Source organism: Weizmannia sp. CD-2023, from assembly GCF_036225245.1.
GTDB lineage: Bacteria > Bacillota > Bacilli > Bacillales > Bacillaceae_C > Weizmannia > Weizmannia faecalis.
Genome location: NZ_JARTJQ010000003.1, coordinates 1 through 24,356, shown reverse-complemented (window position 1 = coordinate 24,356; position 24,356 = coordinate 1). Strand labels below are relative to the sequence as shown.

The following is a 24,356-nucleotide window of genomic DNA, read 5'->3' as shown; positions in this document are numbered from 1 at the left end:
GTGGGGCCCGCCGCCAACAACCGGGGCAGCGTTTAATCGGCAGGCGGGCCATATTTTTTTTTATTTTGGCGCTTGATTTTTAGTAATTTTTAATTATCAGCCATTATAATGGAATCAGAACGGGCAAAAAAGAGCTCCTTCATCTAACTTCTATTTTCCTCATCAGTACAGAAAGGGTGGTGCGCAATGGGATATTATGATGATCAGGACGGCCAACGGCGTGGAAAAGAAAACAGGCGGAGCGGCGGAAAATTTGGTTATTTTCTTTCCGGGCTGATTGGCGTGATTGTGGGGGCGCTTGTGGTAGCCCTTCTTTTTCCAAATATTTTTGGAAAAACGAACTCAGACTCTTCTGCGGTAGATTCAAATTCTGTGGCAAATACCAGCACGTCAACGGCAAAAACAACGAAAACCGTCTCGTTAAAGGTGACAACCGATATTACAAAAGCAGTGGAAAAGACGGAGAAAGCGGTTGTCGGCGTCTCAAACATTCAAAAACAAAGTATTTGGTCTGATGATATGTTTGGGCAGGACTCAAAATCTTCTTCCTCTTCTTCTCAGGAAGCCGGATCCGGTTCCGGGATTATTTACAAAAAAGCCGGTGATAAAGCTTATGTCGTCACCAATTACCATGTGATTGAAGGGGCAAATGCGCTGGAGGTGACCTTATCGAACGGGAAAAAGCTTTCTGCCAAACTTGTCGGCGGCGATAAATATACGGATCTGGCCGTTCTACAAATAGACGGCAGCAATGTGACAACGGTTGCCCAATTCGGTGATTCGGATGCATTAAAACTTGGAGAATCTGTCATTGCGATCGGTAACCCGCTTGGTGAAGAATTTGCCGGATCTGTTACAGAAGGGATTGTTTCCGGGTTGAATCGGACTGTTCCGGTGGATATCGACGAAGATGGAACGGAAGATTGGCAGGAAGAAGTTATTCAAACCGATGCTGCGATCAACCCTGGCAACAGCGGTGGTGCTTTAATCAATATTTCCGGCCAGGTTGTCGGGATCAACTCCATGAAAATTTCAAATGAGTCGGTTGAAGGCATCGGATTTTCGATTCCAATTAATTCAGCAAAACCGGTCATTCACCAGTTGGAAACAAAAGGGAAAATTACCCGCCCGGCAATGGGTGTCGGGATTGTAAACGTCTCGGATATCTCGGCTTACCAGCAGCAGGAAACGTTAAAATTGCCTACCAATGTGACGACCGGCGTTGTGATTGGCTCTATTGAAAACGGGTCCCCTGCCGGTAAAGCCGGTTTGAAAGAATTTGACGTCATTTACAAACTGGACGATCAAAAAATTAACAACACCGTGGAATTAAGGAAATATCTGTATGAGCATAAACAGCCCGGCGATAAGGTGAAAGTGTCGGTATACCGGAACGGCCAGCCGAAAACATTCACATTAACACTCGGGACCGCTTCGGGAAGCAATTAACAAACTGCGGAGGAAAGGCGGAAAGCTTTTCCTTCCTTTTTTTGCGGCATTCAGTTATCAACAGGTCAAAGCGTGCTGCGGATAGCATCCAGAATGAACATTTTGTTGGAAAAGGTTCCTGTACGGGCGGATATTTGTGGAAATTGCTCGAAAAAAAGGTTATAAACAGGCTGTGAATAGCGAAAAATGGTGAAATATATCTTGTATGGAACGGTTATTCCCACACAAAATGTGGATAGTTTCTGTGGATATGTGGATAACCCTTGTCAGTAGCTTGTGGGTAAGGTGGGTGTAAGTTGTGAATATCTCTATCGTTACAGTGGGAAAATTAAAAGAAAAATATTTGAAACAAGGCATTCAGGAATATTTAAAACGTCTTTCCGCTTATGCAAAAGTTGAAATCATCGAAGTAGCGGATGAAAAAGCGTCCGAAATGCTGAGTGCAGCGGAAATGGAGCTGGTAAAGCAGAAGGAAGGCGAGCGGATTCTTGCAAAAATCAGCCCGGACACCTATGTCATCACCCTGGCGATCGATGGGAAAATGAAGTCGTCAGAGGAACTGGCCGATTCACTCGACCGCCTTGCGACATACGGCAAAAGCAAAATAGCCTTTGTGATCGGCGGCAGTCTCGGCTTAAGCCAAGCGGTTCTGCAGCGCGGCAACGAAAGCCTCTCTTTTTCAAAAATGACCTTCCCCCACCAGCTCATGCGGCTCATCTTAGTCGAACAAATTTACCGCGCATTTCGGATTATTAGGGGGGAACCGTATCATAAATAGAGGTAAAAATTGTTGAAGATAAGGTGGAATTTTATTGTCGGAAGCGGGTATTGGCTGTGGATAATCAGTTTCATTATCCGCTTTACGATACAACATGTGGATAAGTATAAAGGTTTTAGATATGTTGACTTCTGTAAAATCGAATTCAAGTTCAATGTTTTTAATGGTTCTTGATTTTCCTGTTTGTTTAATTGTAATTTTATCGATCAATAACTGAAGTAATTGTTTTTGATTTTCTCTTGATGTCTGCTTATAAACGAATAGAAACTTTTCAAGTAACAATTCAATGAGTTCCGGTTGAATAACTTTTGAGTCAGAAGAACTCAAATGTAATGTAATCTCATTTTTCTTCTGTTCTAATTCTCTTTTTTCATTGGAAACCTTTTGTAATCTTTCTTGTAGGATATCTATCGGGAGTGTATTCTTTTCAAAAGCTTCCATATATTTGTCTTGCAATTGCTGGATTTCCAACAAGCGGTTTTCAATTTGTTCTAGTTCTTTATTCAGTTTGTTTAGAGAACTAGCAGAACTTGAATTTGCATCGACCAATACAAACGGATACACGTGTTCATGAAGGAAACGTTGATTCCAATTTTGGATCATCGGATCCAGTCCTTTGCACAACGAGGAGACCGTGGACTTGGAAAACGAAGTCCCGCACAATTCTTCTGTGATTTGGGCGATCTTGCGGGTAGACACTCCGTTTACGACCATTTCCATGAGGGCAAGTACCAGAGCTTGTTCGCCCGTTGATCGCGTTGAAAGAGTTCGGTGGAAAATTCCCCATCCCTTGTCTGCGGCACGCGCAAGGTCAACCGTCCCACCCGAGTCGTCAATTGGCGGGGATAAGACCCTTTCGATAGCCTTTTCACTCCTCTGTGCGCTCATAACGGCCGGCGCCAAGTTGATCCGTTAACTGAGCTTCAAGGATTTGATTCAAGACCTGTTCCAATAGTTTGGCCAGTCGTTGATCTTGCGACAGGAACCCATGCAGAATTTCATCGCTTATAGTAATATATTGTATTGAGCCATAGTTGCTTACCTCCTTTTTGTTTTTGTTTTGGTCAATGTTCATTCTATCAAAGGGAAAGCAACGTGGCTCTTTTTATATTTCCTTTTTACACAATTTTACGGACTCAACCTATAATAGTAAATGTTTGATTGACTGGAAGCTATTTACCTATTACAATATAACTATATTGACCCAGACAATATTTTGGCAGGTGATCAATTGATAGGTTTAGAATACATCCTTGAACTTTATGGTATGCAGCAAATTGAACTGGCCGAAAAGCTTGGAATTAAAAAGCAAAATATTAATCTTTGGATTAAAAGAAAGCAAAAGATCTCCAAAAAACATTTACCTACGTTGGAACAAATTTTTGGCATAGACGCTAAATACTTTTCGAAAGAATTAACTGATTTGGATAAACTGGAGATTCAAAAAGAAAAATTAAAACGGGATTTACAGCCTATTATCACGAAATATGAAGAACAGTTCCTCATTGGGGAAGAAAATGATCTTGTTGAAGTGCCAGTTTATGACAAAGAGGAATTGAATCAAATAGAACACGATATTGAAAAAGCCAAACTAATCGAAAAATTTCGGAACATGCTTAATCGTGCTGAACATCAACCTTATCTCGACACATTTAAATTGGTTCTTGAACTTTTAGATAAGGCACAGCATGAACCGGTTTTCCATAAAACAATAGAAGCTTTAGCGCATTATTTAGAAGTGTTACCAGATTGGGTGTCAACAGGCCCAGAACAAGATGAATTTGAAAGCGAATTATTCGAAGTATTAGATGATTTTAATTACTAGAATTAAAGGAGACTTCATGATGGAAACAGCAAAGATTGGATTCGAAGAAACACTTTGGAAATCTGCTGACAAATTACGTGGAAGCATGGATGCATCCGAATATAAACACGTAGTCTTAGGATTGATTTTCTTAAAATACATTTCTGATAAGTTTGAAATGAAGTATAACGAGTTAGTTGAAGAAGGAGAAGGTTTTGAAGAAGACCGCGATGAATATACAGCAGAGAATATTTTCTGGGTACCGAAACAGTCACGTTGGAGCTTCATTAAAGACCGTGCGAAAGACCCGAAAATCGGTCAATATATTGATGAAGCGATGATTGAAATTGAAAAAGAAAACCCGTCACTCAGAGGTGTGTTAGATAAACGTTATGCCCGCCCTGAGATTGATAAACGCCGATTAGGAGAACTGATAGACCTCATTTCAACCATTAAATTGCACAGCAAACAAGAAAAAGACTTACTTGGTCGAGTTTATGAATATTTCTTAGGTAAGTTTGCCAGTGCAGAAGGAAAAGGCGGTGGCGAGTTCTATACGCCACAAAGTGTTGTTAAAACATTGGTTGAAATGATTGAACCTTATGAAGGGCGGATTTATGACCCTTGTTGTGGTAGTGGCGGCATGTTTGTTCAAAGTGAAAAGTTTGTTGAACGCCATCAAGGAAAAATTGATAATCTCTCTATTTATGGTCAGGAACTCAATTCAACGACTTGGAAGCTTTGTAAAATGAATCTTGCTATCCGTGGAATTGAGGGGAATATCGGCGAACATCATGCGGATACATTCCACAATGATTTACATAAAACGTTGAAAGCAGATTTCATCCTTGCCAATCCTCCATTCAATGTGAGTGACTGGGGCGGAAATGAATTAGTGGATGATGTTCGTTGGAAATTCGGCACACCGCCAGCGAGCAATGCCAATTATGCATGGTTACAGCATATGATTTATCACCTTTCACCAAATGGCGCAGCTGGTATTGTATTAGCAAATGGTTCGTTAAGTTCCAATACATCGAATGAAGGGGAAATCCGTAAAAACATACTTGAAGCGGATTTAGTCGATGCCATTGTTGCTTTGCCTGACAAATTATTCTATTCAACAGGAATACCAGTGAGCTTATGGATTTTAAACCGTAATAAAAAAAATCATCCAAAATACCGAAGTCGTGAACATGAAATTCTATTTATCGATGCCCGAAACATGGGTCAAATGGTTGACCGCCGCCTTCGTGAATTAACGGAAGAAGATATTCAAAAAATTGCAGGAACATACCGAAACTGGCGTAAACCAGATGGGAAATATGAAGACATCAAGGGATTCTGTAAATCAGCGACTTTAGAAGATGTCCGTCAAAATGACTATGTATTAACTCCCGGACGCTATGTTGGAATAAGTGATGTCGAGGATGATGGTATACCATTTGAAGAAAAAATGGAAACCCTCACCAGTGAATTAAGAGAACTATTTGAAAAATCCCACCGATTGGAAGAAGAGATTAGAAAAAATCTAGGGGGGATTGGGTATGAAATCTGAAATAATTTTAGAAGAATTAGGTAATCTGGTAGAAATTAAGGGAGGAAAAAGATTACCAAAAGGAACTAAATTATCGAAGGAAAAAACAAACCATCCCTATATACGTGTTAAAGATATGCATGGACAAAAAAATTTAAGAATAACCCCCGACTTCGAATATGTAACTGAAGATGTTTTTAATGCTATAAAAAAATATACTGTATCAAAAAATGATATTATCTTATCAATAGTTGGTACAATAGGTTTAGTATCTAAGATTAGTGAATCTTTAGATGGTGCAAACTTGACGGAAAACTGTGTTAAACTAATAAATTTTAAAAACATTGACGAAGATTATCTATATTATTATTTATCTTCTGAAATAGGACAGCATGAGATTTATAAAGGTATAGTAGGATCAACACAACCGAAGTTGCCTATTTATAATATAAAAAAGGTTAAAGTACCTATGCGTGAAATAAAAGAACAAAAAGCCATAGCCAACATCCTTTCAACCTTAGACGAAAAAATTGAAACGAACAATCAAATCAACGAAAAGTTGGAAGAAATGGCTCAAGCATTGTTTAAACATTGGTTTGTAGATTTTGAATTTCCGAATGAAAATGGCGAGCCATATAAATCAAGTGGCGGCGAAATGGTTGAGAGTGAGTTGGGGATGATACCGAAGGGGTGGGAAGTATCTAAATTAAGTGAATTAATTACACTTTACAATTCAAAGAGAATACCATTATCTAAAAATGAGAGAGACAAAAGAGAAAAGATATATCCTTATTACGGAGCTTCATCTCTAATGGATTATGTTGATGATTATATATTTGATGGTGTCTATGTTTTGCTTGGAGAAGATGGTACAGTAATTGATGAATTAGGTTATCCAATACTTCAATATGTGTGGGGGAAATTTTGGGTTAATAATCATGCTCACGTCATTAAAGGTAAAAATGATTATTCAGAGGAATTTGTTTACATGTTATTAAAAAATACAAATGTTAGTTCTGCAGTAACGGGAGCAGTTCAATTAAAAATAAACCAAAAAAATCTAAAAAATCTATCTGTTGTAATACCAGAAGATATGGATTTAATAAAACAGTTTTCTGGTATTTTGGATTATCAATTTTCAATTATTAGAAATAACAGTGATCAAAATAAAGTACTAACTTCTATACGTGACAATCTTCTACCTAAATTAATGTCCGGAGAAATCCGTGTCCCGTTGGATGAAGAAGTGTTATCAGAACAAAATTAAAGAATAAAAGTCATATCCCGTTTCGAAAGGGGAGAGGTGGATGAGTTTTTTAGAAAATTTTACGGAAGATAAGCTGGAAGATGCAGCGATTGAGATTCTTCAGGAACTTGGCTATGACTATGTCTTTGGTCCGGACATTAGTTGTGACGGAGAAAGACCGGAACGCAAAGATTATCGTACCGTAATTTTAGAAGACCGTGTAAAAGATGCTTTGTTTAAACATAATCGCCATTTGCCACAGGAAGCAATAGAAGAAGCATTTCGGCAAATTATAGCTTTTAATAGTCCAAGCTTAGAAGAAAACAACCGTCATTTTCACAAATTAATCACTGAAGGCATTGATGTGTCGTTTCATCAAGATGGTCTTAGCCGTTCGATGAAGGCATTCTTGATTGATTTTGAAGAACCAGCTAATAATGATTTTTTGGTAGTGAATCAGTTTACGGTCGTTGAAAAAGAAGAACGCCGCCCGGATTTAGTTATTTTTATAAATGGCATCCCATTCGTCGTTATCGAATTAAAATCAGCATCTGATGAAAATGTGAGTATCGATAATGCCTATGCACAAATTCAAACGTATAAACGTGATATTCCATCTTTATTTTATTATAATGCGTTTTGTATTTTATCCGATGGAATTAATGCGAAAGCGGGAACGATTACCGCAAGTCAAGAACGTTTTATGAATTGGCGGACGGTGGATGGAGAAAACATTGAGCCACTTGAAGTGCCGCAATATGAAGTGTTGTTAAGAGGGATGCTGGCAAAAGACCGGCTTATTGATATTATTGAAAACTTTATTCTCTTTCAGGAATCCAAAGAAGAAGAACGAGATGAAAATGGGAAGAAAATCGGTGAAAGAAAAACGATTGCCAAAATTCTCGCTGCCTATCACCAATATTTTGCGGTAAAAAAAGCGGTGGAAAAGACAAAAATAGCGACCAGTGAGAATGGAGACCGTAAAATCGGTGTTATATGGCATACACAAGGTTCGGGTAAAAGTTTTTCGATGGTTTTTTATACAGCACAGCTTGTCAAGCAGCTAAATAATCCAACTATTGTAGTAATTACTGACCGCAACGATCTAGATGACCAGTTATTTTCGACATTTTCTAAATCAAAGGATATTTTAAGACAAACACCGAAACAAGCAGATGTCCGCAAATTGAGTGAGGAACAGAAAAAACAACAAGCCAACGAAAAATCCAAAGAGATAAACGGATTATATGATCTTCTAAATGACCGGGAATCAGGCGGTATTATTTTTACAACGATTCAAAAGTTCAAACCGGAAGATGGCGAAATGCCGGTTTTAACCGATCGTAAAAATGTGATTGTTATTGCGGATGAAGCTCATCGCAGTCAATATGGTTTTTCTGCAAAGACAAATACGAAAACAGGCGAAGTGAAATATGGATATGCAAAATATCTTCGTGATGCACTTCCGAATGCTTCCTTTATCGGTTTTACAGGAACACCGATTGAGCTGGAAGATAAGTCAACGCCCGCTGTTTTCGGTAATTATATTGACATTTATGATATGACGCGAGCAGTTGAAGACAAAACAACGGTTAAAATTTATTATGAAAACCGTATTATCCGCTTGGAAGCTAATGAAGAAGAATTAGCGAAGATCGATGAAGAATTTGAAGAGATTACCGAAGATCAGGAAGAATCAGTACGTGAAAAATACAAGTCCAAATGGTCAAGGCTCGAAGCCATCGTTGGTTCACCTAACCGCATAAAACAATTGGCAAAAGATATAGTCAATCATTACGAAGAAAAGGCAAAAGCAATTGACGGAAAAGCAATGATCGTCTGTATGAGTCGCCGTATTTGTGTCGCACTTTATAACGAAATTGTCAAATTACGTCCAGATTGGCATTCTGATGATGATGACAAAGGAAAAATTAAAGTCGTCATGACAGGTAGTGCTGGAGATGATGATTTCTTACAGCCACATATTGGCGGAAAGAAACGCCGTGATTTATTAGCAAAAAGAATGAAAGATAATAATGATGAACTAAAAATCGTCATTGTACGAGATATGTGGCTGACTGGATTTGACGTACCTTCCATGCATACGATGTACATCGATAAACCGATGAAGGGTCATAATCTCATGCAGGCAATCGCACGGGTAAACCGTGTATTTAAAGATAAATCAGGCGGTGTGGTTGTCGATTATATTGGAATATTAGAAAGCTTAAAGAAAGCTTTAAATCAATATACCGAAAGTGATAAGAAAACAACAGGTATCGATACATCGGCTGCAATTGCTGTGATGAAAGAGAAACTTGAAATCCTGCAAGATATGATGCATGGGTTTGATTACTCTGCTTATATGGGTTCATCCCAAGCGGGTCGTATTCGTGCAATCACCGGCGGAATGAATGTCATTTTTGGAAAGAGTGAAAAAGAACAAAAAGAATTCAAAAAGACTGCAACTGAGCTAGCAAAGGCGCATTCACTTTGTGCAGCGACAGATGAAGGAAAAGCAGCAGCCCTTGAAGTTAGTTATTTTAAAGCGGTAAAGGCTAGCCTTAATAAACTTCAAGAAAAACAACCGAAGCGAAAGACGAAAAAAGAAATCGAGGCACGCGTTAACCAATTACTCGAACGGTCCATTATTTCAGAAGAAGTAGTGGATGTCTTTGAAGTGATGGGATTAAAACATCCGGATGTTTCCATATTGTCAGAAGAATTTCTCGAAGAAGTACGTTCATATGAATATAAAAATTTAGCGGTTGAAATGCTAAAAAAATTACTTGAAGGCAACATCAAAACAATGGAAAGACGCAACCTTGTCAAATCCCAAAAATACTCGGAAAAACTAAAACAATCGCTAAACAAATATAAAAACCAGTTCATTACGAATGCCGAAGTCATGGAAGAATTAATACAAATGGCGAAGGACATGAAAAAAGAACGAGAAGAAGAAAAAGATCTAGGATTAAATGAAGATGAAATCGCCTTTTACGATGCATTAACATCGGAATCTATAGTCAAAGAATTAATGGAAGATGAAGTCTTACGCAAAATCGCCAATGAACTAACGCAAGCAATAAGACGGAACATGACCATTGACTGGCATGTTCGAAAAAGCGCCCGTGCAGGAATGAGGAGAATCATTAAGCGACTATTGAAGAAATACGATTACCCACCAGAACAAGCGAAAAAAGCTTTAGACACAGTTATGCGTCAAGCAGAGTTGATGGCAGAAAATACGGAAGTAAGAGATTGGAATACGCTGCAGGCTGCGGAGTCTAAAAGTGAATATGAAGTTTAAGTGCATCAGTGTCAGTCATTTCTAGAAAAATTATAGGAGTGAAGGATGAATCATTCAGCAGATAAAAGGATTTCCTGAAATTTACATTGTCAAATTGTGTATCATTATTCTAAAGAATTATCATAAAATATGATATTATGATATTAAGACTTGTAAAGCGTTTTCCCGGGGACTACCTCATTCTGTAAAAGAGGCATTGTTTCCGGAATAATAGGAATAAATACAGGGATAAGGAGAAGGTAATCATGAGCATCAAACAGGGAAAAACAGACGTCATCTTAATCGGTGCCGGTATTATGAGTGCAACGCTGGGCACCATGCTGAAAGAACTAGCCCTGGATTGGGAAATCACCGTATACGAGAAGCTGGAAAAACCGGGGGAAGAAAGTTCAAATGAATGGAACAATGCGGGGACCGGGCATTCGGCATTATGTGAGCTGAATTATACGCCTGAAAAACCGGACGGCTCAATAGACATTACAAAAGCTGTAAATGTAAATGAACAATTCCAGCTTTCAAGGCAGTTCTGGTCCTACCTGGTTAGCAAGGGGCTGATCCACAATCCACAGGACTTTATCCGGCCAATCCCGCATATGAGCCTCGTAGAAGGGGAGGCGAACGTTGCTTTTCTTAAAAAACGATTTAAAGCGCTGTCAGCCCATCCGCTTTTTGAAGGAATGACGTTTTCCGACGACCCTGAACAATTAAAGGAATGGATTCCGCTTGTGATGGAAGGCCGGACGTCTAACGAACCGATTGCAGCAACGAAAAGCGATGCAGGGACGGACGTGAACTTCGGCGCCTTGACCCGCATACTGTTTGACCATTTGGAACGCCAAGATGTCGAAATAAACTACAAGCATGCTGTTCAAGATATTCAACGCACCCCGGAAGGAAACTGGGAAGTGAAAGTGCATGATATTGAGCACAACAGAATCGAATACCATACGGCGAAATTCATTTTTATCGGGGCCGGTGGCGGAAGCCTGCCGTTGCTTCAAAAAACCGGCATTCCGGAGTCCAAACATATTGGAGGGTTTCCGGTAAGCGGGTTATTTATGGTGTGCAACAATCCTGAAGTCATCAACCGCCACCATGCAAAAGTGTACGGGAAAGCGAAAGTCGGTGCGCCGCCGATGTCTGTGCCGCATTTGGACACAAGATATATTGACCATAAAAAATGTTTGCTGTTCGGCCCGTTTGCCGGCTTCTCGCCGAAGTTTTTAAAAACAGGGTCAAATTTAGACCTGATTGGTTCTGTGAAGCCAAATAATGTCGTGACCATGCTTGCGTCCGGAGCAAAAAATGTGCCGCTTGTGAAATACTTGATCGGGCAGCTTCTCTTGTCAGACGAAAAACGGCTGGAGACGCTGCAGGAATTCATTCCGGATGCGAGATTGGAAGACTGGGATGTTGTCGTAGCCGGGCAGCGGGTCCAAGTAATTAAAGATACGGAAGCAGGCGGAAAAGGCACGCTTCAGTTCGGCACGGAGGTGGTAACGGCTGCTGACGGTTCAGTCGCAGCATTGCTCGGCGCTTCGCCGGGTGCTTCTACTGCTGTCCATGTTATGCTCGAAGTCATTGAAAAATGCTTCCCGGACCGGAAAAATGCATGGGCACCAAAAATAAAAGAAATGATCCCATCTTATGGCGTGCGGCTCGCGGAAAATCCGGAACTGCTGCATCAAATTCACGCTGAAACGGCAGAGACGCTCGGCCTGACGGAAAAAGAACCGGCCTACCGGTAACACGCTTGAGCGCTAAAATGAAAGGTCTTTGATCCTAAAGCGGATTGAAGGCCTTTTTTTTGGCTGTAACGCAGGCTCAATCAGCACTCCTGTTGCAGGCAGCCGGAAAACAGCACAGGTGCAAGCGAAGGGACAATTTCGGCATGCTGTTTTCTTTTTTGGGTGCCATCCAAAGAAAACCCTATCAAGTCGATAGGAATATATTGATTTTCGCCCCGGCGTTCAGTAAAATAAAGATGTTGCTAAAATGCTGAATATTTCTTATCCCGGGCGGCAGAAGGGCTCTCTTTGGAAACCGGCATCCTAATATATAAGTTGAACTCTATTCCTTTTTCATGCCATGTCTATTCTGATCGTCATGGATTTTGCCGCGAAAAACTTAAGTTCATTTTATATAGCTACAGTTCATGATCGTCTATCAAGATAAGAAAACCGCAGCAATACCTGAAAAAGGGCAGTCGTTTTCTTAGGAAACGGCTTTTTGTCGTCCGGCCTTTGAAATGCACTGGGTCCTGAATCGGGACAGCAACGTATACATATCGGGCGGCTGGTGCAAGCCCGCCTGGATTGAAGAGAATTTTTCAAAAAAGGAGGGGTGAGATGGACTGGACCGTTGTGCAAAACAGCTTGCCCATGTTTGAAAAAGGATTCTGGCTCACTTTGCGGCTTTCCTTTTTCGGCATTATCGGGGCTGGTGTTCTTGGCTTGATATGCAGTTTTATCCAGTATTTTAAGGTGCCGGTTTTACGGAAGCTTGTATCGGCCTATGTGGAACTGTCCCGCAATACGCCTTTATTGATCCAGTTATTTTTCCTTTTTTACGGGCTTCCGCAAGTCGGGATCAAATTTTCTGCCGAGGTTTGCGGGATTATCGGGATTATTTTTCTTGGCGGCAGTTATATGGCAGAAGGGTTTTCCGGAGGGCTTGCAGGCGTTTCGAAAACGCAGATTGAGTCCGGGCTTGCGATCGGTCTGAGCAGGTTCCAGCTGGCACGCTACGTCATCTTTCCGCAGGGATTGATGCTCAGTGTCCCGGCATTCGCCGCAAATGTCATTTTTTTAATCAAGGAAACCTCTATCTTTACCGTGTTGGCGATTCCGGAACTGACCAACACGGCACTTGACTTGATCGGGATGTATTACAACACGAATGAGTATCTGTTTATGCTCGTTGTGGCTTATGCCATCATTTTAATTCCATTGTCCATCTTGCTGACATGGCTGGAGAAGAAGGTGCGTTATGGGACATTTGGGAATTAATATCTTTTTTGAAGGAGCCAACTTTTTACGTTTACTGGGTGGATTATACGTATCGGCAAAAATTGCTTTTCTGTCCATCGTTTTCGGCGGTATCCTCGGCATCGTGCTGGGGGTTTTAAGGACATTGCACAATCCGTTGCTCCGCCTTTTACTCAGGCTGTATTTGGAGTTTTTCCGCATCGTGCCGACGATTGTCCTGTTATTTTTGTTTTACTATATTCTGCCGCAAAGCTTTAACATCAACTATAAGGCGGATACGGTCGGGACGATTGTCTTCAGCCTGTGGATGGCTGCCGAAATGAGCGATATTGTCCGTGGTGCGCTGATTTCTGTCCCAAGGCATCAGGTGGAATCCGGAAAAGCGGTCGGTTTAAGCACGGTTCAGCTTTACCGGTACGTGCTGCTGCCGCAATCGGTCCACTTAATGATTCCGGCGGCCATTAACCTGATGACCAGAATAATTAAGACGACTTCCCTTTTGCTATTGATCAGCGTCGTGGATGTCATCAATGTCGGCCAGCAAATCATCGAAGCGAATAGCCACCGCTATCAGGATGGCGCGTTTTGGATATACGGTTTTATATTTATCCTGTATTTCATTTTATGCTATCCGCTTTCCCGGCTGGCAAGGCGGTTAGAAAGGAGGGGCAAAGCAGGGGCTAATGGCTGAACCTTTACTGAAAGTCGAACATTTAAAAAAGTCGTACGGCGAAAAACGGGTGCTGGAGGATATCTCTTTCGAAGTGGAGGAAGGCAGTGTAGTTGTTCTCCTTGGGCCGTCCGGATCGGGAAAAAGTACATTGATCCGCTGCTTAAACGGTCTCGAAGCCTTCCAGGGTGGCACCATTATGTTTAATGGGGAAACCGTACGGCCGTCGCCGAAAAACTGGCGCAGGCTCAGGCAGCAGATCGGAATGGTTTTCCAGAGCTATGATTTATTTCCGAATATGACGGTGTTGGAGAACATCCTGCTCGGTGCAGTGAAAGTCCAGAAACGGAAAAGAGACGAAGCAGCGCGCCAGGCCATGAGCCTGTTAAAGGAAGTCGGCATGGAGCAGTATGCCAATGCCTATCCGCGCCAGCTTTCCGGCGGGCAGAAACAGCGGGTGGCGATTGTCCGCGCGCTTGAGCTGAACCCGAAGCTGATGCTGTTTGATGAAGTGACCGCCTCGCTTGACCCGGAAATGGTGCGCGGCGTGCTCGAGATCATCCTGCGGTTGGCAAGAGAAAAAATGACGATGATTGTTGTCACGCATGAAATGAATTTTGCCCGGCAAATCGGGGATAAAATCTTGTTTTTGGAAGACGGGAAGATTCTCGAAGAAACCCCGGGGCGCCAATTTTTCACAAAGCCGCAGACAGAGCGGGCGAAAAATTTTCTGGAAAGCATGGATTTTTAAAAGAAAAATATTTTGGAGGGTTAGACCATGAAAAAGCATCGTTTGTTTGGTTTGGTTTCAGCATTTTTACTGATTTTGTCGCTGGCGCTTGCAGGCTGCGGCAAAAGTTCCGGCAATTCTTCAAGCAGCAATCCGTCCAGTGTTTCAGCCATTAAGAAAAACGGCACGATCAAAATTGCCGTATTCGGCGATCTTCCGCCATACGGATGGGTCGATAAAAACGGGCAACGCCAGGGATATGATGTTGCGCTCGCCAAACAAGTTGCCAAAGATCTTGGCGTAAAAGTGAAATTCGTGCAAGTGAATGCCAACAGCCGTGTGGATGCATTGAAATCAAATAAAGTGGATCTGGTTCTGGCGAATTTTACAGTCACACCGGAACGGAAGCAAGTTGTTGATTTTGCCAAGCCGTACATGAAAGTTTCCATCGGTGTTGTTTCACCGAAGAAAAAGCCGGTCACAAGTGTCAGCCAATTAAAAGGCAAGTCTTTGATCGTCAACAAGGGCACCACTGCGGAAAACTATTTTACAAGCAAACAAAAAGATGTGAAATTGCAAAAGTACGATTCCAAAACAGAACAGTTCAATGCGCTTAAAAACGGACGGGCCGTTGCACTGGCGGACGACAATTCCTACCTGTATGCCTGGGTGAAAAACCATCCGGATTATACGGTTGGCATTAAAACGCTCGGGCCGAACCAATATATTGCCCCTGCTGTGAAAAAAGGGAATCAATCGCTCCTCAATTGGATGAACAAAGAAATTACGAAGTTAAACAACAATGGCTTTTTCAAAAGTGATTACAACAAAAATCTGGCGCCATATTTTGGCAGTGATATCCGTGCGGAAGACATCATTATAACGAAGTAAAAAAGGCAGGCTGCCGTTTTTGCAGCCTGCTTTTCTTTAATTGGCGGGGCTTTTTTCGGTTTCCGCGGGTCGGCTTTGCTTTGTTCCGCGCGAAAGCAGAAACTGTTGTTTGTAAGGCTCGGTTGTGGCCGCACCATGGACATACGTTTTATAAACATACGGGGACGTCATGGCTCTCAGCATCGCGCCGTAGTTCATATAAAAGCTTACTTCATCGCCCGGCACGAGAACCGCATCCTTTGTATCCAAAATGATATGGTCGCTGCTTGAGCCAATGATATGGAACGGCCGGACAGGGGTAAGGCCTGAAACAAGCACATCATGCCGGCCCGCACTGATAATGGTCCGCCGTCTGTTGCCCCTGTCGATAAAGGTGACTTGTTCCCCAAATGCATTTTTGCCAATTGTCCCATATGGCACGGAAGGTTTGATTTTTGATTCGATGACTTCGGCAACAAAGCAAAAGGCATCCTGATATAATGACGGAATGATATGCCCGCCTGATGTTTCGCGGCCCAGCAAAATGGACTCGCCGAGCCGTACATTGTTTACGGCCTCGGCATCTTTTGTTTTCACGGCCCAGTTGTAATTGGCGGAGTTGCCGCCGGAAACATAAGGAAGTTTGAGGGAAAACAGCTCCTGCATAGCTTGGACAAACCGGGAAAACGTCTGCATCTTCTGTTCGGTCGGGAGCACGCCTCCAAAGCAGGCAAAGTTCGTCCCGATTCCGGCCAGTTCAATCCCGGGGCAGGTGAATATTTCTCTGATCATCGCAGGGGCATCTTTTAATAATATGCCTTCCCTCAAATCTCCCATTTCCACCATCAGGATGATTTTATGGGTTTTCTGTTGCCGCACCGTTTCAGCGGATAATGCACGGATCGTATCCAGCTCCGTGTTCATGCTGATATCCGCATACCGGACCGTTTTTTCTACTTCGCTGATCCCGGGGGAACGAAGCAAAATCAAATCTGCTTTGATCCCCGCTTTTCTCATTTTTTCGATATTTGCAATCTTCGAGTCTGCGAGGCTTGTGATGCCTGCCTCCACCAGGGCGCCGGCAATGTTTAAATCGGCTGTAACGCCTTTCACAACGCCTGTAATGCTGATTCCTTTCCTCCCAAATAATTGTTTTAACGTTTTGGCATTGTGCCGGATCTTCTCCAGATTGATTTCCACCCGTGGAAGAACGGCCATCAGGAAACCACTGCCTTTTTCAGGGAAGGGAAGAAATCGAGCAAGGCGTTTATAATTTTGTCTGTGCCGGTTTTTAACACATCCGTAACCGGAAGATGGTAAGTTTCTTCATAGCGGCGGATGGTTTCTTCCAGTTCGCGCTCTGACATCCCATCGTGGTTGAGCGTAATGCCGATGACTTTTGTCTTTCCGAAATGTTCAATCAGGCTGATTTCATCTTCCACTTTCGGCACTTCGGCAAATGGAAAATCGGATAAATATTTTCGTTTCGGGGCGTGTTGTAAAATGACTGCTTGCGGCCTTGCCCCTTTTAAAATGCCGGTTGAGCTTGCATATGCCGGATGGCTGAGCGCGCCCTGGCCTTCCACGATGATCATATCCGGATGTTCTTCTTTATTGGCCCGCAAAATTTCGCGCTCCAGTTCACCGATTAAATATTGGAGTGGGAAAGCATCCATCGCAAACCCGTACTTGGCGCCCTGGATCAAGCCTGTCTGCCCGGTTGCGATAAATGCCGGGCGGTAGCCTTTTTCCATGAATGCCTTTTCAATGCATTTGGCAGTTGTCCGTTTTCCGCAGGCCCCGTCTGTTCCGAGCACGGCAACGACAGGGGTGTTCATTTTCAAAATTTCTCCGGTAAACAAAGTCCATTCTTTTTTCGGCCGCGGTTTGCGGATATCGCGGATCGTGACACCGCAAGCCTGTGCGTGGGCCGCCATTTCTTCATCTTCTGTTAAAAATTCCTGGAGCGGGTTGATGATGTTCAATCCGGCTTCCATTGCCTGCAGAATGACTTTTCTTTCTTCCGGTTTTAAAAAGGCGTTCGCCGGCGCGATGCCGAAAATGAAGTCATCCGTTTTCGGGCCGGAGTGGATGAGTGCGTCTTCCAGGTCTTTGCAAACCGGAATGCCGCTCCATTTGTTGTCGAGGAGCATGCCGGCATCCTGCCCGTGTTTGCTGCTGTCAATGACAGCCGTAATGGTGTAATTCCCGGGTTCACGGATGAGTCCGTTTGCTGTTTTGCCATCTGTTGTGCCAAATTGGTTTTCGCAATATACAATTGCCCGCTTTTTCATTGCCATCCCTCCATTTATTGAAATTCAGGCAACACAAAAAGAACACCTAATGGCTTCAAATAGTAAAATACTAAAGAAGTTAGCTGTCCGCGTTTACGTATGGGCATGCCGGAAAACCTGAGGTTATTGGAAGCTTCCAAATATTATTATAACAATGACGGAGTAAAAAGGGAAGCAGGAAGCATGCAACCAGGACAGCAAAAAAAGGGGCAATTCCGCTGCCAATCCGGCATTTGGAAAAGCCCCTTGCATTTGGAACGGCGGGCATTCGGCATTCACCCGAGTCTCATTTTAAAGTCGTGATAACCGAACTCACGGACAATTGTGCAATCGCCGTTTTTGTATTGGATCGCGATGGCCGGAAGCGGCATGCCATTAAAGGTGGTGTTTTTCACCATGGTGTAGATGGCCATATCGTCAAATACAAGGCGGTCGCCTTCTTTAAGCGGCTTATCGAAGGAATAATCGCCGATCGTATCGCCGGCGAGGCATGTCTGGCCGCCAAGCCGGTACGTATACGGTTTTTCGCCCGGCTCCCCAGCCCCGATGAGCGGCGGGCGGTACGGCATTTCCAGCACATCCGGCATATGGCACGAAGCGGAGGTATCGAGGATCGCGATGTCCATGCCGTTTTTCACCGTGTCAAGCACTGTTGTGACAAGATAGCCGGCATTTAAAGCAACAGCTTCGCCCGGCTCAAGGTAGACTTCCAAACCGTATTTGTCCTGCATCCGCTTGATGCATTTTTCGAGGAGCGGAATGTCATAGTCTTCCCTCGTAATATGGTGGCCGCCGCCGAAATTGATCCATTCCATTTGCGGCAGCCATTCCCCGAACTTTTCTTCGACGGCATCCAACGTTGTCTCCAGATCGTCCGCATTTTGCTGGCAGAGCGTGTGGAAATGGAGGCCGGTGACGCCGTCCAGAAGCGCAGGGCGGAACTGTGCCTGCGTCACACCGAAGCGCGAGCCTGGCGAACAAGGGTCATAAATCGCATGCCCGGTCTGTGTCGAGCATTCCGGATTGATGCGCAGGCCCACCTTTTTTCCGCCTGCAAGCACACGGCCTTTGAATTTCTCAAGCTGTGAAAATGAATTAAAAATAATATGGTCGCAAATCGAGACGATCTCATCGATTTCACCTTCACGGTAAGCGGCGGAAAAAATATGGTTTTCTTTTCCCATTTCCTCATGCCCGAGGCGTGCTTCATACAAGCCGCTTGCTGTTGTCCCGCTCAAGTATTTGCCGATGAGCGGGTACAAAGCAAACATCGAAAAAGCTTTTTGCGCTAAAACAATTTTACATCCGGTCCGTTTCATCACGCCGTTTAAAACTTTCAAATTGTCTTCGAGCTTTTGTTCATCAATCACATAGCAAGGCGTCGGCAGTTCTTCAAATCTCATCAGTCGACAAGCTCCGGATTAAAGCTTTCTTTCCACGGCAGGCCCCATTTGTTCAGGGCTTCCATGAACGGATCGGGATCAAATTCTTCCACATTATAAACGCCTTTTCTGTCCCATTTACCCTGGATCAGCATCATCGCGCCGATCATTGCCGGCACGCCGGTTGTGTACGATACCGCCTGCGAGCCGACTTCTTTATAGCAGGCTTCATGATCGCACACATTGTAAAGGTAATAGGTTTTGTCCTTGCCGTCTTTTTTGCCGTGAAAAATGCAGCCGATATTCGTTTTCCCTTTTGTGCGCGGGCCGAGGGAAGCCGGGTCCGGCAGCACAGCTTTCAAAAACTGCAGCGGCACGATTTGCTTGCCTTCAAATTCAATCGGCTCAATCGAAGTCATGCCGACGTTTTCCAGGCATTTCAAATGGGTCAGGTAACTTTCGCCAAACGTCATGAAGAAACGGATCCGTTTAATGCCAGGGATGTTTACAGCAAGCGACTCCAGCTCTTCATGGTGCAATAAGTACATATCGCGTTCGCCGATTTCAGGAAAATCATATACGCGTTTGATCTCCATCGGCTTTGTTTCGACCCATTTGCCGTTTTCCCAGTAGCTGCCATTGGCGGAAACTTCACGGATGTTGATTTCCGGGTTGAAGTTTGTTGCGAACGGATAGCCATGGTCGCCGGCATTGCAGTCCAAAATATCAATATAATTGATTTCATCAAAATGGTGTTTCAGGGCATAAGCGGAAAATACGCCTGTTACGCCCGGGTCAAAGCCGCTGCCGAGAAGGGCGGTAATGCCGGCTTCTTCAAAACGTTCGCGGTACGCCCATTGCCATTTGTATTCAAATTTTGCCGTGTCTTTCGGCTCATAGTTCGCGGTGTCGAGATAGTTTGTTTTTGTTTGAAGGCAGGCTTCCATGATGGTTAAATCCTGGTAAGGCAGCGCCAGGTTCATGACGACATCCGGTTTCACTTTTTCAATTAAAGCAACCAGTTCATCGACATGATTGGCATCGACCTGTGCAGTCGTCACTTTCGTTTTGCCGCCGTCAAGCTTTGCTTTTAACGCATCGCATTTTGATTTCGTACGGCTTGCGATGCAGATTTCTTCAAAGACTTCGCTGTTTTGGACACATTTATGCGCAGCGACCGATGCTACGCCGCCGGCCCCGATAATCAACGCTTTTCCCATTCTTCTGTCTCCTTCAAAAAGAATTTTTGCATAATAAAAAGCAAGTGCAATCCGCATACGTGCGCACAACACTTGCTTGAAATCATCATCCTAAAAAAGCATGCATATCTGCAAAAAAACGGATATACGCCTGCCATAAAAGTCCGTGGACAATATGGAAGAAAGCTTTATATTCCTATAGGATCAGAGTCTATATAGCAAATAATTACTTTTACCACTCTTATTGATCGTTTCACAAGTTGATGTGCACAAGCACCGGTTGTAAAGTAACCAACTTATAAAATTTGAGTTTCCCACTCAATCAATAAGGCAACCAAAAGTTGCCGATTCGGCATTTGGCCCGGCACACCGATGCCTTTACTCCACTGGCCAAAATTATCTGCTTGGAAAGACTCCTGATGCTCTATATATGCTTTCCAAATCATGCTCTTCTATCGTATCAGCACGAACTTAAAATAGCAAGAAGAAAATTTTTCATGACGCCTTGGTTAAAACCTTCATCATTTCAATACGGTCGTTTTCAAAAATTCTTTTGTCCTTTCCTCCTGCGGGTTTTCAAAAATTTGTTCAGGGGTGCCTTTTTCAATAATCCTGCCTTCATTCATATAAACAATCCGGTCTGCGACTTCGCGGGCAAAACCCATTTCATGTGTGACGATCACCATGGTCATGCCTTCTTCCGCCAGTTCTTTCATCGTGGCCAGCACTTCGCCGACAAGCTCCGGATCAAGGGCGGAAGTCGGCTCGTCAAACAGCATGATATCAGGGTGCATAGCGAGCGAACGCGCAATGGCGACCCGCTGTTTCTGCCCGCCGGAAAGTTTGCCCGGATACACATCCGCTTTGTCGGAAATGCCAACTTTATCGAGCAGGGCACGGGCTTCTTCCACCGCCTGTTTTTTGGGGATTTTTTTTACCATCACCGGCGCTTCGATCACGTTTTCCAAGACGGTTTTATGCGGAAACAGGTTGAAGTGCTGGAAAACCATGCCGACCTTTTGCCGCACTTCATTGATATTATGGGTTTTTGGTGTGATTTCCTCCCCTTCAATTTTAATTGTGCCGCTGTCTTTTTTCTCCAAAAAATTGAGGCAGCGGAGCAGGGTGCTTTTGCCTGAACCGCTTGAGCCAATCAGGCAGATCACATCGCTTTCGTGTACTGCGAGATTAATATTTTTTAAAACGTGGAGATCGCCAAACGATTTATTTAAGTTTTCGACCGTAATCATTTCCTTCATAGGAACGGAGCCTCCTTTAATCACTGACAGCTAAATATTTTTCCGCGCGGCTGACAATAAACGTCAGCAGGGCGACAAGGATTAAGTAATAGACTGCGACGATCAATAAATACGTCATTTCGTCAAAATTGTTGGCGCCAAGGGTCGTTGCGATATTGAACAGCTCGTCCATGGAAATAAATGCGGCCAGCGATGAATCTTTTAAGCAAATGATGAATTGATTGCCGAGCGGCGGCAGCGCCCTCCGGAATGCCTGCGGCAAAATGATCCGGCGCAGTGCAAGCGATTTTGTCATACCAAGGGAACGGCCGGCTTCCATCTGCCCTTTGTCGATCGATGGATCGTGCCGCGCAAGATTTCGGCAATATAGGCGCCGTTATGCAGCGCGAGTGCAAGGGAAGCCGCCCAGAAGTCAGGGATTAGAAAGAGCCCGCTGAGCCCGAAATAAAGAATAAAGATTTGCACGATGAGCGGCGTGCCACGGATAAGGTAAATATAAAGATCGGAAATCAGCCCGAATATTTTGATCCGGGAAATTTTTAACAGGGCAAACAGAAGCCCGATGGCAACGCCGATTAAAATCGAAACGATGGTCAGTTCAAGCGTCAAAACCATTGCTTCGAGGAAAACGTGCTTCGTACTGGCGAGCACATGGAAAAAGTGAGAAAAACTAGGCAATGTACAACATTCCTTTCTGCCGGTCTAGTTCGGTTTTTTGGTGATGTCTTTGCCAAAGTATTTTTTGCTGATCCGTGCAAGCGTCCCGTCTTTTCTAAGTTTTTCGAGCGCCCGGTTAATATCTTTTGCAAGCTTCGGATTGTCTTTTGCCACGACAATGGCCTGCTCGCTCCGCTCGATCAGCTGCCGGCCGGTAATTTTGTACCCTTCTTTGATCGCGGTCTTTCCCGTCACAAAGTCGGTAATGACGGCATCGTGGCGGCCTTCCGAAAGTGCTTTCAGAGCAGTGATGTCACTGTCATACACTTTTACATTTTTCGTATATTTGGAAGCAATGTCCGCATAGGTGGATCCTTTTGCGGCGGCTACTTCCTTGCCGGAAAGATCTTTAACGGTTTTTATCGCGCTGTCCGGCCTTGTAAAAATTTGCGGCCCGGAATAGTAGTAAGGGGTTGTAAAGATGACATGTTTGCTGCGCTGCGGGGTCACGGTATGGCTCGCAACCGCTGCATCTGCCCGGCCGGTATTGATGCCTTCCACAAGCCCTTTGAATTTCATCCGTTTTTGAACAGGCTTTAGCCCAAGTTCTTTTGCAATCGCATTTCCTACTTCAATATCAAATCCAGTCATGGTCAAATCGTCTTTCACATAGCTGAATGGTTTGAATTCGCCGGAAGCCACAAATGTAAATGTATCTTTATGGATCAGTTTTGCCCCGTCCGGCAGTTCATCCTTTTTCGCACATGCCGATAAAAGGACGACTAGCATTGCAGATAAGAATAGAAATGCCCCTTTTTTAACATGCTGCCCCATGGCTTTCTCCTTCCCAAAGTTTGTCCGATTTGCTAACTTGCTCATCGTTTTTTTACCTTGTTCATATAAAAATAATCATAAGCGGGCGGTTTAGGGAGACAGCAAAAAGGATGCAACACCCTGTTGCATCCTTTATGTAGTAGATTGATAGATCCTTCATCATTCCGGCATGAGTTCCAGTTTTGAGTGGATCGTTACATCATTAAAATCAATGCCCAATTGAATGGCAGTTTGCGCCACTTCCGGACGGATGCCCGAAAGAATGCATTTTACCCCGATTAACCGCAGCGTCTCAATCAGCCGGAAAATTTGCTGGGCGACCATCGTATCGATGACGACCACGCCGGATAAATCAATGTACAGAAGGAGAACGCTTTTTTCTGCGCATTGTTCAAGGGTTTTTTCCAGAATGATTTTCGCACGGTTGGAATCAATTTCCCCGACAAGCGGCAGCAGCGCGGTATTTTTGCCGACCATAATGACAGGGGAACTTAGCTCTTTAATCGTTTCTTGCTGGGACTCCAGCCGCTTTAAGGAATAGTGGTGGTTTTCTTTCATAAACCAGATCATGACATGTTCGAATGTACGGATGATCGCCCTGCGCCAAAAATTCAATTCCTCATATGTATACTCTCCTTCGTGAGCTGCAACAAATGAATCGAACAGGTCGAGATACTGTTCCTGCGTGTGGAAGAACTCGCGCAAAATGAAGTGGTTCGGTGTGGCAAGATGCTCTTCATCTTGTGCAACGCTCATTACCCACTTTTCAAAATGGTGTAAAAAGGTATCTTCATCTTTTAAAAACACTTCACAAAACTGGACGTGGAACTCGTGGTTCTGCTCTTTCAGTCTTGCAACCACTTCGGGGTCGGTGGACGCATAAACCCCCTGCACGCTGTTTTTGTCGAGAGATGCGTACCAGTCTTCCGTCAATTGCCATGTTTTTTCAAGGAAAAAATGATGCAATGCCTGTCTTAGCTCCATTTTATCACCCGCATGATGTAAGATTTAATTGATAATCATGATCATTTTCGCCATTTCTTGTCTTTCTATTTTAAAATAAAATTCTATTTATTGAAATAGAAATGTTGGATTCGCAGCTCTGAAGAGTAAATTCATCAATTTTTAGATGTTTTATGATAAAATGACTTATCCACATTTAGAAAATTTTTCCATCTATTTTTTCTGCTTTCAAAGCCAAAAAGAGCCGAATTTGCAAATTTCTTTTTTAAAATTGTGGATAACTTCAAAAAAACCTTTTTTTACATCACATCCTTTGCTATAATATAACCATTAAGTAAACCTTACTTGTATTGGCTTACTTAAATGGGTGAAATCCTCGTCTGTTAA

The 24,356-nt window shown here is 43.4% G+C and carries 18 protein-coding genes and 2 pseudogenes; 11 read left to right on the top strand and 9 right to left on the bottom strand.

The window, feature by feature from the left end; genetic code table 11:
• Positions 1–186 precede the first annotated feature (186 nt).
• A complete protein-coding gene (locus P9687_RS00550) occupies positions 187–1,449 on the top strand; it encodes a S1C family serine protease (RefSeq protein WP_026683520.1) in 1,263 nt (420 codons plus the stop codon).
• Positions 1,450–1,747: 298 nt separating this feature from the next.
• Positions 1,748–2,227, top strand: coding sequence for a 23S rRNA (pseudouridine(1915)-N(3))-methyltransferase RlmH (gene rlmH, locus P9687_RS00545; protein ID WP_035183097.1), 480 nt, complete (start codon positions 1,748–1,750; stop codon positions 2,225–2,227).
• 537 nt (positions 2,228–2,764) lie between these two features.
• On the opposite strand, the pseudogene P9687_RS00540 reads toward rlmH, so the two are convergent.
• Positions 2,765–3,259: pseudogene (locus P9687_RS00540) on the bottom strand (transposase); the annotation flags it as partial.
• 199 nt (positions 3,260–3,458) lie between these two features.
• On the opposite strand from P9687_RS00540, the gene P9687_RS00535 reads away from it, so the two are divergent.
• The 9 genes from P9687_RS00535 to P9687_RS00495 all read left to right on the top strand — a co-directional run bounded on the left by P9687_RS00535 (position 3,459) and on the right by P9687_RS00495 (position 15,402).
• On the top strand, positions 3,459–4,052 hold the full coding sequence (locus P9687_RS00535) for a helix-turn-helix domain-containing protein (RefSeq protein WP_017550648.1): 594 nt from the start codon (positions 3,459–3,461) through the stop codon (positions 4,050–4,052).
• 16 nt (positions 4,053–4,068) lie between these two features.
• Positions 4,069–5,589 (top strand): class I SAM-dependent DNA methyltransferase, encoded by a 1,521-nt coding sequence (locus P9687_RS00530; protein WP_026683523.1) that lies wholly within the window; start codon positions 4,069–4,071, stop codon positions 5,587–5,589.
• The gene (locus P9687_RS00525) at positions 5,579–6,835 is read left to right on the top strand and encodes a restriction endonuclease subunit S (RefSeq protein ID WP_026683524.1); all 1,257 of its coding nucleotides are present in this window, start codon (positions 5,579–5,581) and stop codon (positions 6,833–6,835) included. The genes P9687_RS00530 and P9687_RS00525 overlap by 11 nt, the downstream gene beginning before the upstream one ends.
• A gap of 40 nt (positions 6,836–6,875) precedes the next feature.
• Positions 6,876–10,124, top strand: coding sequence for a type I restriction endonuclease subunit R (locus tag P9687_RS00520; protein WP_328228688.1), 3,249 nt, complete (start codon positions 6,876–6,878; stop codon positions 10,122–10,124).
• A gap of 245 nt (positions 10,125–10,369) precedes the next feature.
• Positions 10,370–11,872, top strand: a complete 1,503-nt coding sequence (locus P9687_RS00515) for a malate:quinone oxidoreductase (protein WP_110134279.1) — start codon at positions 10,370–10,372, stop codon at positions 11,870–11,872.
• 600 nt (positions 11,873–12,472) lie between these two features.
• On the top strand, positions 12,473–13,132 hold the full coding sequence (locus tag P9687_RS00510) for an amino acid ABC transporter permease (protein ID WP_013860860.1): 660 nt from the start codon (positions 12,473–12,475) through the stop codon (positions 13,130–13,132).
• The gene (locus P9687_RS00505) at positions 13,113–13,802 is read left to right on the top strand and encodes an amino acid ABC transporter permease (protein WP_035188723.1); all 690 of its coding nucleotides are present in this window, start codon (positions 13,113–13,115) and stop codon (positions 13,800–13,802) included. The genes P9687_RS00510 and P9687_RS00505 overlap by 20 nt, the downstream gene beginning before the upstream one ends.
• Positions 13,795–14,532, top strand: coding sequence for an amino acid ABC transporter ATP-binding protein (locus P9687_RS00500; protein WP_328004840.1), 738 nt, complete (start codon positions 13,795–13,797; stop codon positions 14,530–14,532). Before P9687_RS00505 ends, P9687_RS00500 begins: the two co-directional genes overlap by 8 nt.
• Before the next feature lie 27 nt (positions 14,533–14,559).
• Positions 14,560–15,402, top strand: a complete 843-nt coding sequence (locus P9687_RS00495; RefSeq protein WP_061575436.1) for a cysteine ABC transporter substrate-binding protein — start codon at positions 14,560–14,562, stop codon at positions 15,400–15,402.
• Positions 15,403–15,438: 36 nt separating this feature from the next.
• Here P9687_RS00495 and P9687_RS00490 read toward each other — a convergent pair whose 3' ends face one another.
• The 8 genes and pseudogenes from P9687_RS00490 to P9687_RS00455 all read right to left on the bottom strand — a co-directional run bounded on the left by P9687_RS00490 (position 15,439) and on the right by P9687_RS00455 (position 23,990).
• On the bottom strand, positions 15,439–16,599 hold the full coding sequence (locus P9687_RS00490; RefSeq protein WP_328228689.1) for an alanine/ornithine racemase family PLP-dependent enzyme: 1,161 nt from the start codon (positions 16,597–16,599) through the stop codon (positions 15,439–15,441).
• Positions 16,599–17,675: a DUF1611 domain-containing protein gene (locus P9687_RS00485; protein ID WP_061565307.1), complete on the bottom strand. Its 1,077-nt coding sequence runs from the start codon at positions 17,673–17,675 to the stop codon at positions 16,599–16,601. The genes P9687_RS00490 and P9687_RS00485 overlap by 1 nt, the downstream gene beginning before the upstream one ends.
• A 275-nt stretch (positions 17,676–17,950) precedes the next feature.
• Complete coding sequence (gene nspC, locus P9687_RS00480) at positions 17,951–19,078, bottom strand: carboxynorspermidine decarboxylase (protein ID WP_014096653.1); 1,128 nt, start codon at positions 19,076–19,078, stop codon at positions 17,951–17,953.
• Positions 19,078–20,277: a saccharopine dehydrogenase family protein gene (locus P9687_RS00475; RefSeq protein ID WP_014096654.1), complete on the bottom strand. Its 1,200-nt coding sequence runs from the start codon at positions 20,275–20,277 to the stop codon at positions 19,078–19,080. Before P9687_RS00475 ends, nspC begins: the two co-directional genes overlap by 1 nt.
• Before the next feature lie 500 nt (positions 20,278–20,777).
• Positions 20,778–21,515: an amino acid ABC transporter ATP-binding protein gene (locus P9687_RS00470; RefSeq protein ID WP_035183123.1), complete on the bottom strand. Its 738-nt coding sequence runs from the start codon at positions 21,513–21,515 to the stop codon at positions 20,778–20,780.
• A gap of 16 nt (positions 21,516–21,531) precedes the next feature.
• Positions 21,532–22,193 (bottom strand): annotated as a pseudogene (locus tag P9687_RS00465) (amino acid ABC transporter permease).
• 24 nt (positions 22,194–22,217) lie between these two features.
• Complete coding sequence (locus P9687_RS00460; protein WP_061086811.1) at positions 22,218–23,006, bottom strand: transporter substrate-binding domain-containing protein; 789 nt, start codon at positions 23,004–23,006, stop codon at positions 22,218–22,220.
• Positions 23,007–23,165: 159 nt separating this feature from the next.
• Positions 23,166–23,990 carry an STAS domain-containing protein gene (locus P9687_RS00455; protein ID WP_035188747.1) on the bottom strand — a complete coding sequence of 275 codons (825 nt, stop codon included), beginning with the start codon at positions 23,988–23,990 and terminating at the stop codon, positions 23,166–23,168.
• Positions 23,991–24,356 lie beyond the last annotated feature (366 nt).

Bases quoted from the DNA above. Each gene is read 5' to 3' on its own strand.
- P9687_RS00550 (WP_026683520.1), top strand. From the start codon at position 187: ATGGGATATTATGATGATCAGGACGGCCAACGGCGTGGAAAAGAAAAC.
- P9687_RS00530 (WP_026683523.1), top strand. From the start codon at position 4,069: ATGATGGAAACAGCAAAGATTGGATTCGAAGAAACACTTTGGAAATCT.
- P9687_RS00525 (WP_026683524.1), top strand. From the start codon at position 5,579: ATGAAATCTGAAATAATTTTAGAAGAATTAGGTAATCTGGTAGAAATT.
- P9687_RS00520 (WP_328228688.1), top strand. From the start codon at position 6,876: ATGAGTTTTTTAGAAAATTTTACGGAAGATAAGCTGGAAGATGCAGCG.
- P9687_RS00515 (WP_110134279.1), top strand. From the start codon at position 10,370: ATGAGCATCAAACAGGGAAAAACAGACGTCATCTTAATCGGTGCCGGT.
- P9687_RS00510 (WP_013860860.1), top strand. From the start codon at position 12,473: ATGGACTGGACCGTTGTGCAAAACAGCTTGCCCATGTTTGAAAAAGGA.
- P9687_RS00505 (WP_035188723.1), top strand. From the start codon at position 13,113: ATGGGACATTTGGGAATTAATATCTTTTTTGAAGGAGCCAACTTTTTA.
- P9687_RS00500 (WP_328004840.1), top strand. From the start codon at position 13,795: ATGGCTGAACCTTTACTGAAAGTCGAACATTTAAAAAAGTCGTACGGC.
- P9687_RS00495 (WP_061575436.1), top strand. From the start codon at position 14,560: ATGAAAAAGCATCGTTTGTTTGGTTTGGTTTCAGCATTTTTACTGATT.
- P9687_RS00490 (WP_328228689.1), bottom strand. From the start codon at position 16,599: ATGGCCGTTCTTCCACGGGTGGAAATCAATCTGGAGAAGATCCGGCAC.
- P9687_RS00485 (WP_061565307.1), bottom strand. From the start codon at position 17,675: ATGAAAAAGCGGGCAATTGTATATTGCGAAAACCAATTTGGCACAACA.
- nspC (WP_014096653.1), bottom strand. From the start codon at position 19,078: ATGAGATTTGAAGAACTGCCGACGCCTTGCTATGTGATTGATGAACAA.
- P9687_RS00475 (WP_014096654.1), bottom strand. From the start codon at position 20,277: ATGGGAAAAGCGTTGATTATCGGGGCCGGCGGCGTAGCATCGGTCGCT.
- P9687_RS00470 (WP_035183123.1), bottom strand. From the start codon at position 21,515: ATGAAGGAAATGATTACGGTCGAAAACTTAAATAAATCGTTTGGCGAT.
- P9687_RS00460 (WP_061086811.1), bottom strand. From the start codon at position 23,006: ATGGGGCAGCATGTTAAAAAAGGGGCATTTCTATTCTTATCTGCAATG.
- P9687_RS00455 (WP_035188747.1), bottom strand. From the start codon at position 23,990: ATGGAGCTAAGACAGGCATTGCATCATTTTTTCCTTGAAAAAACATGG.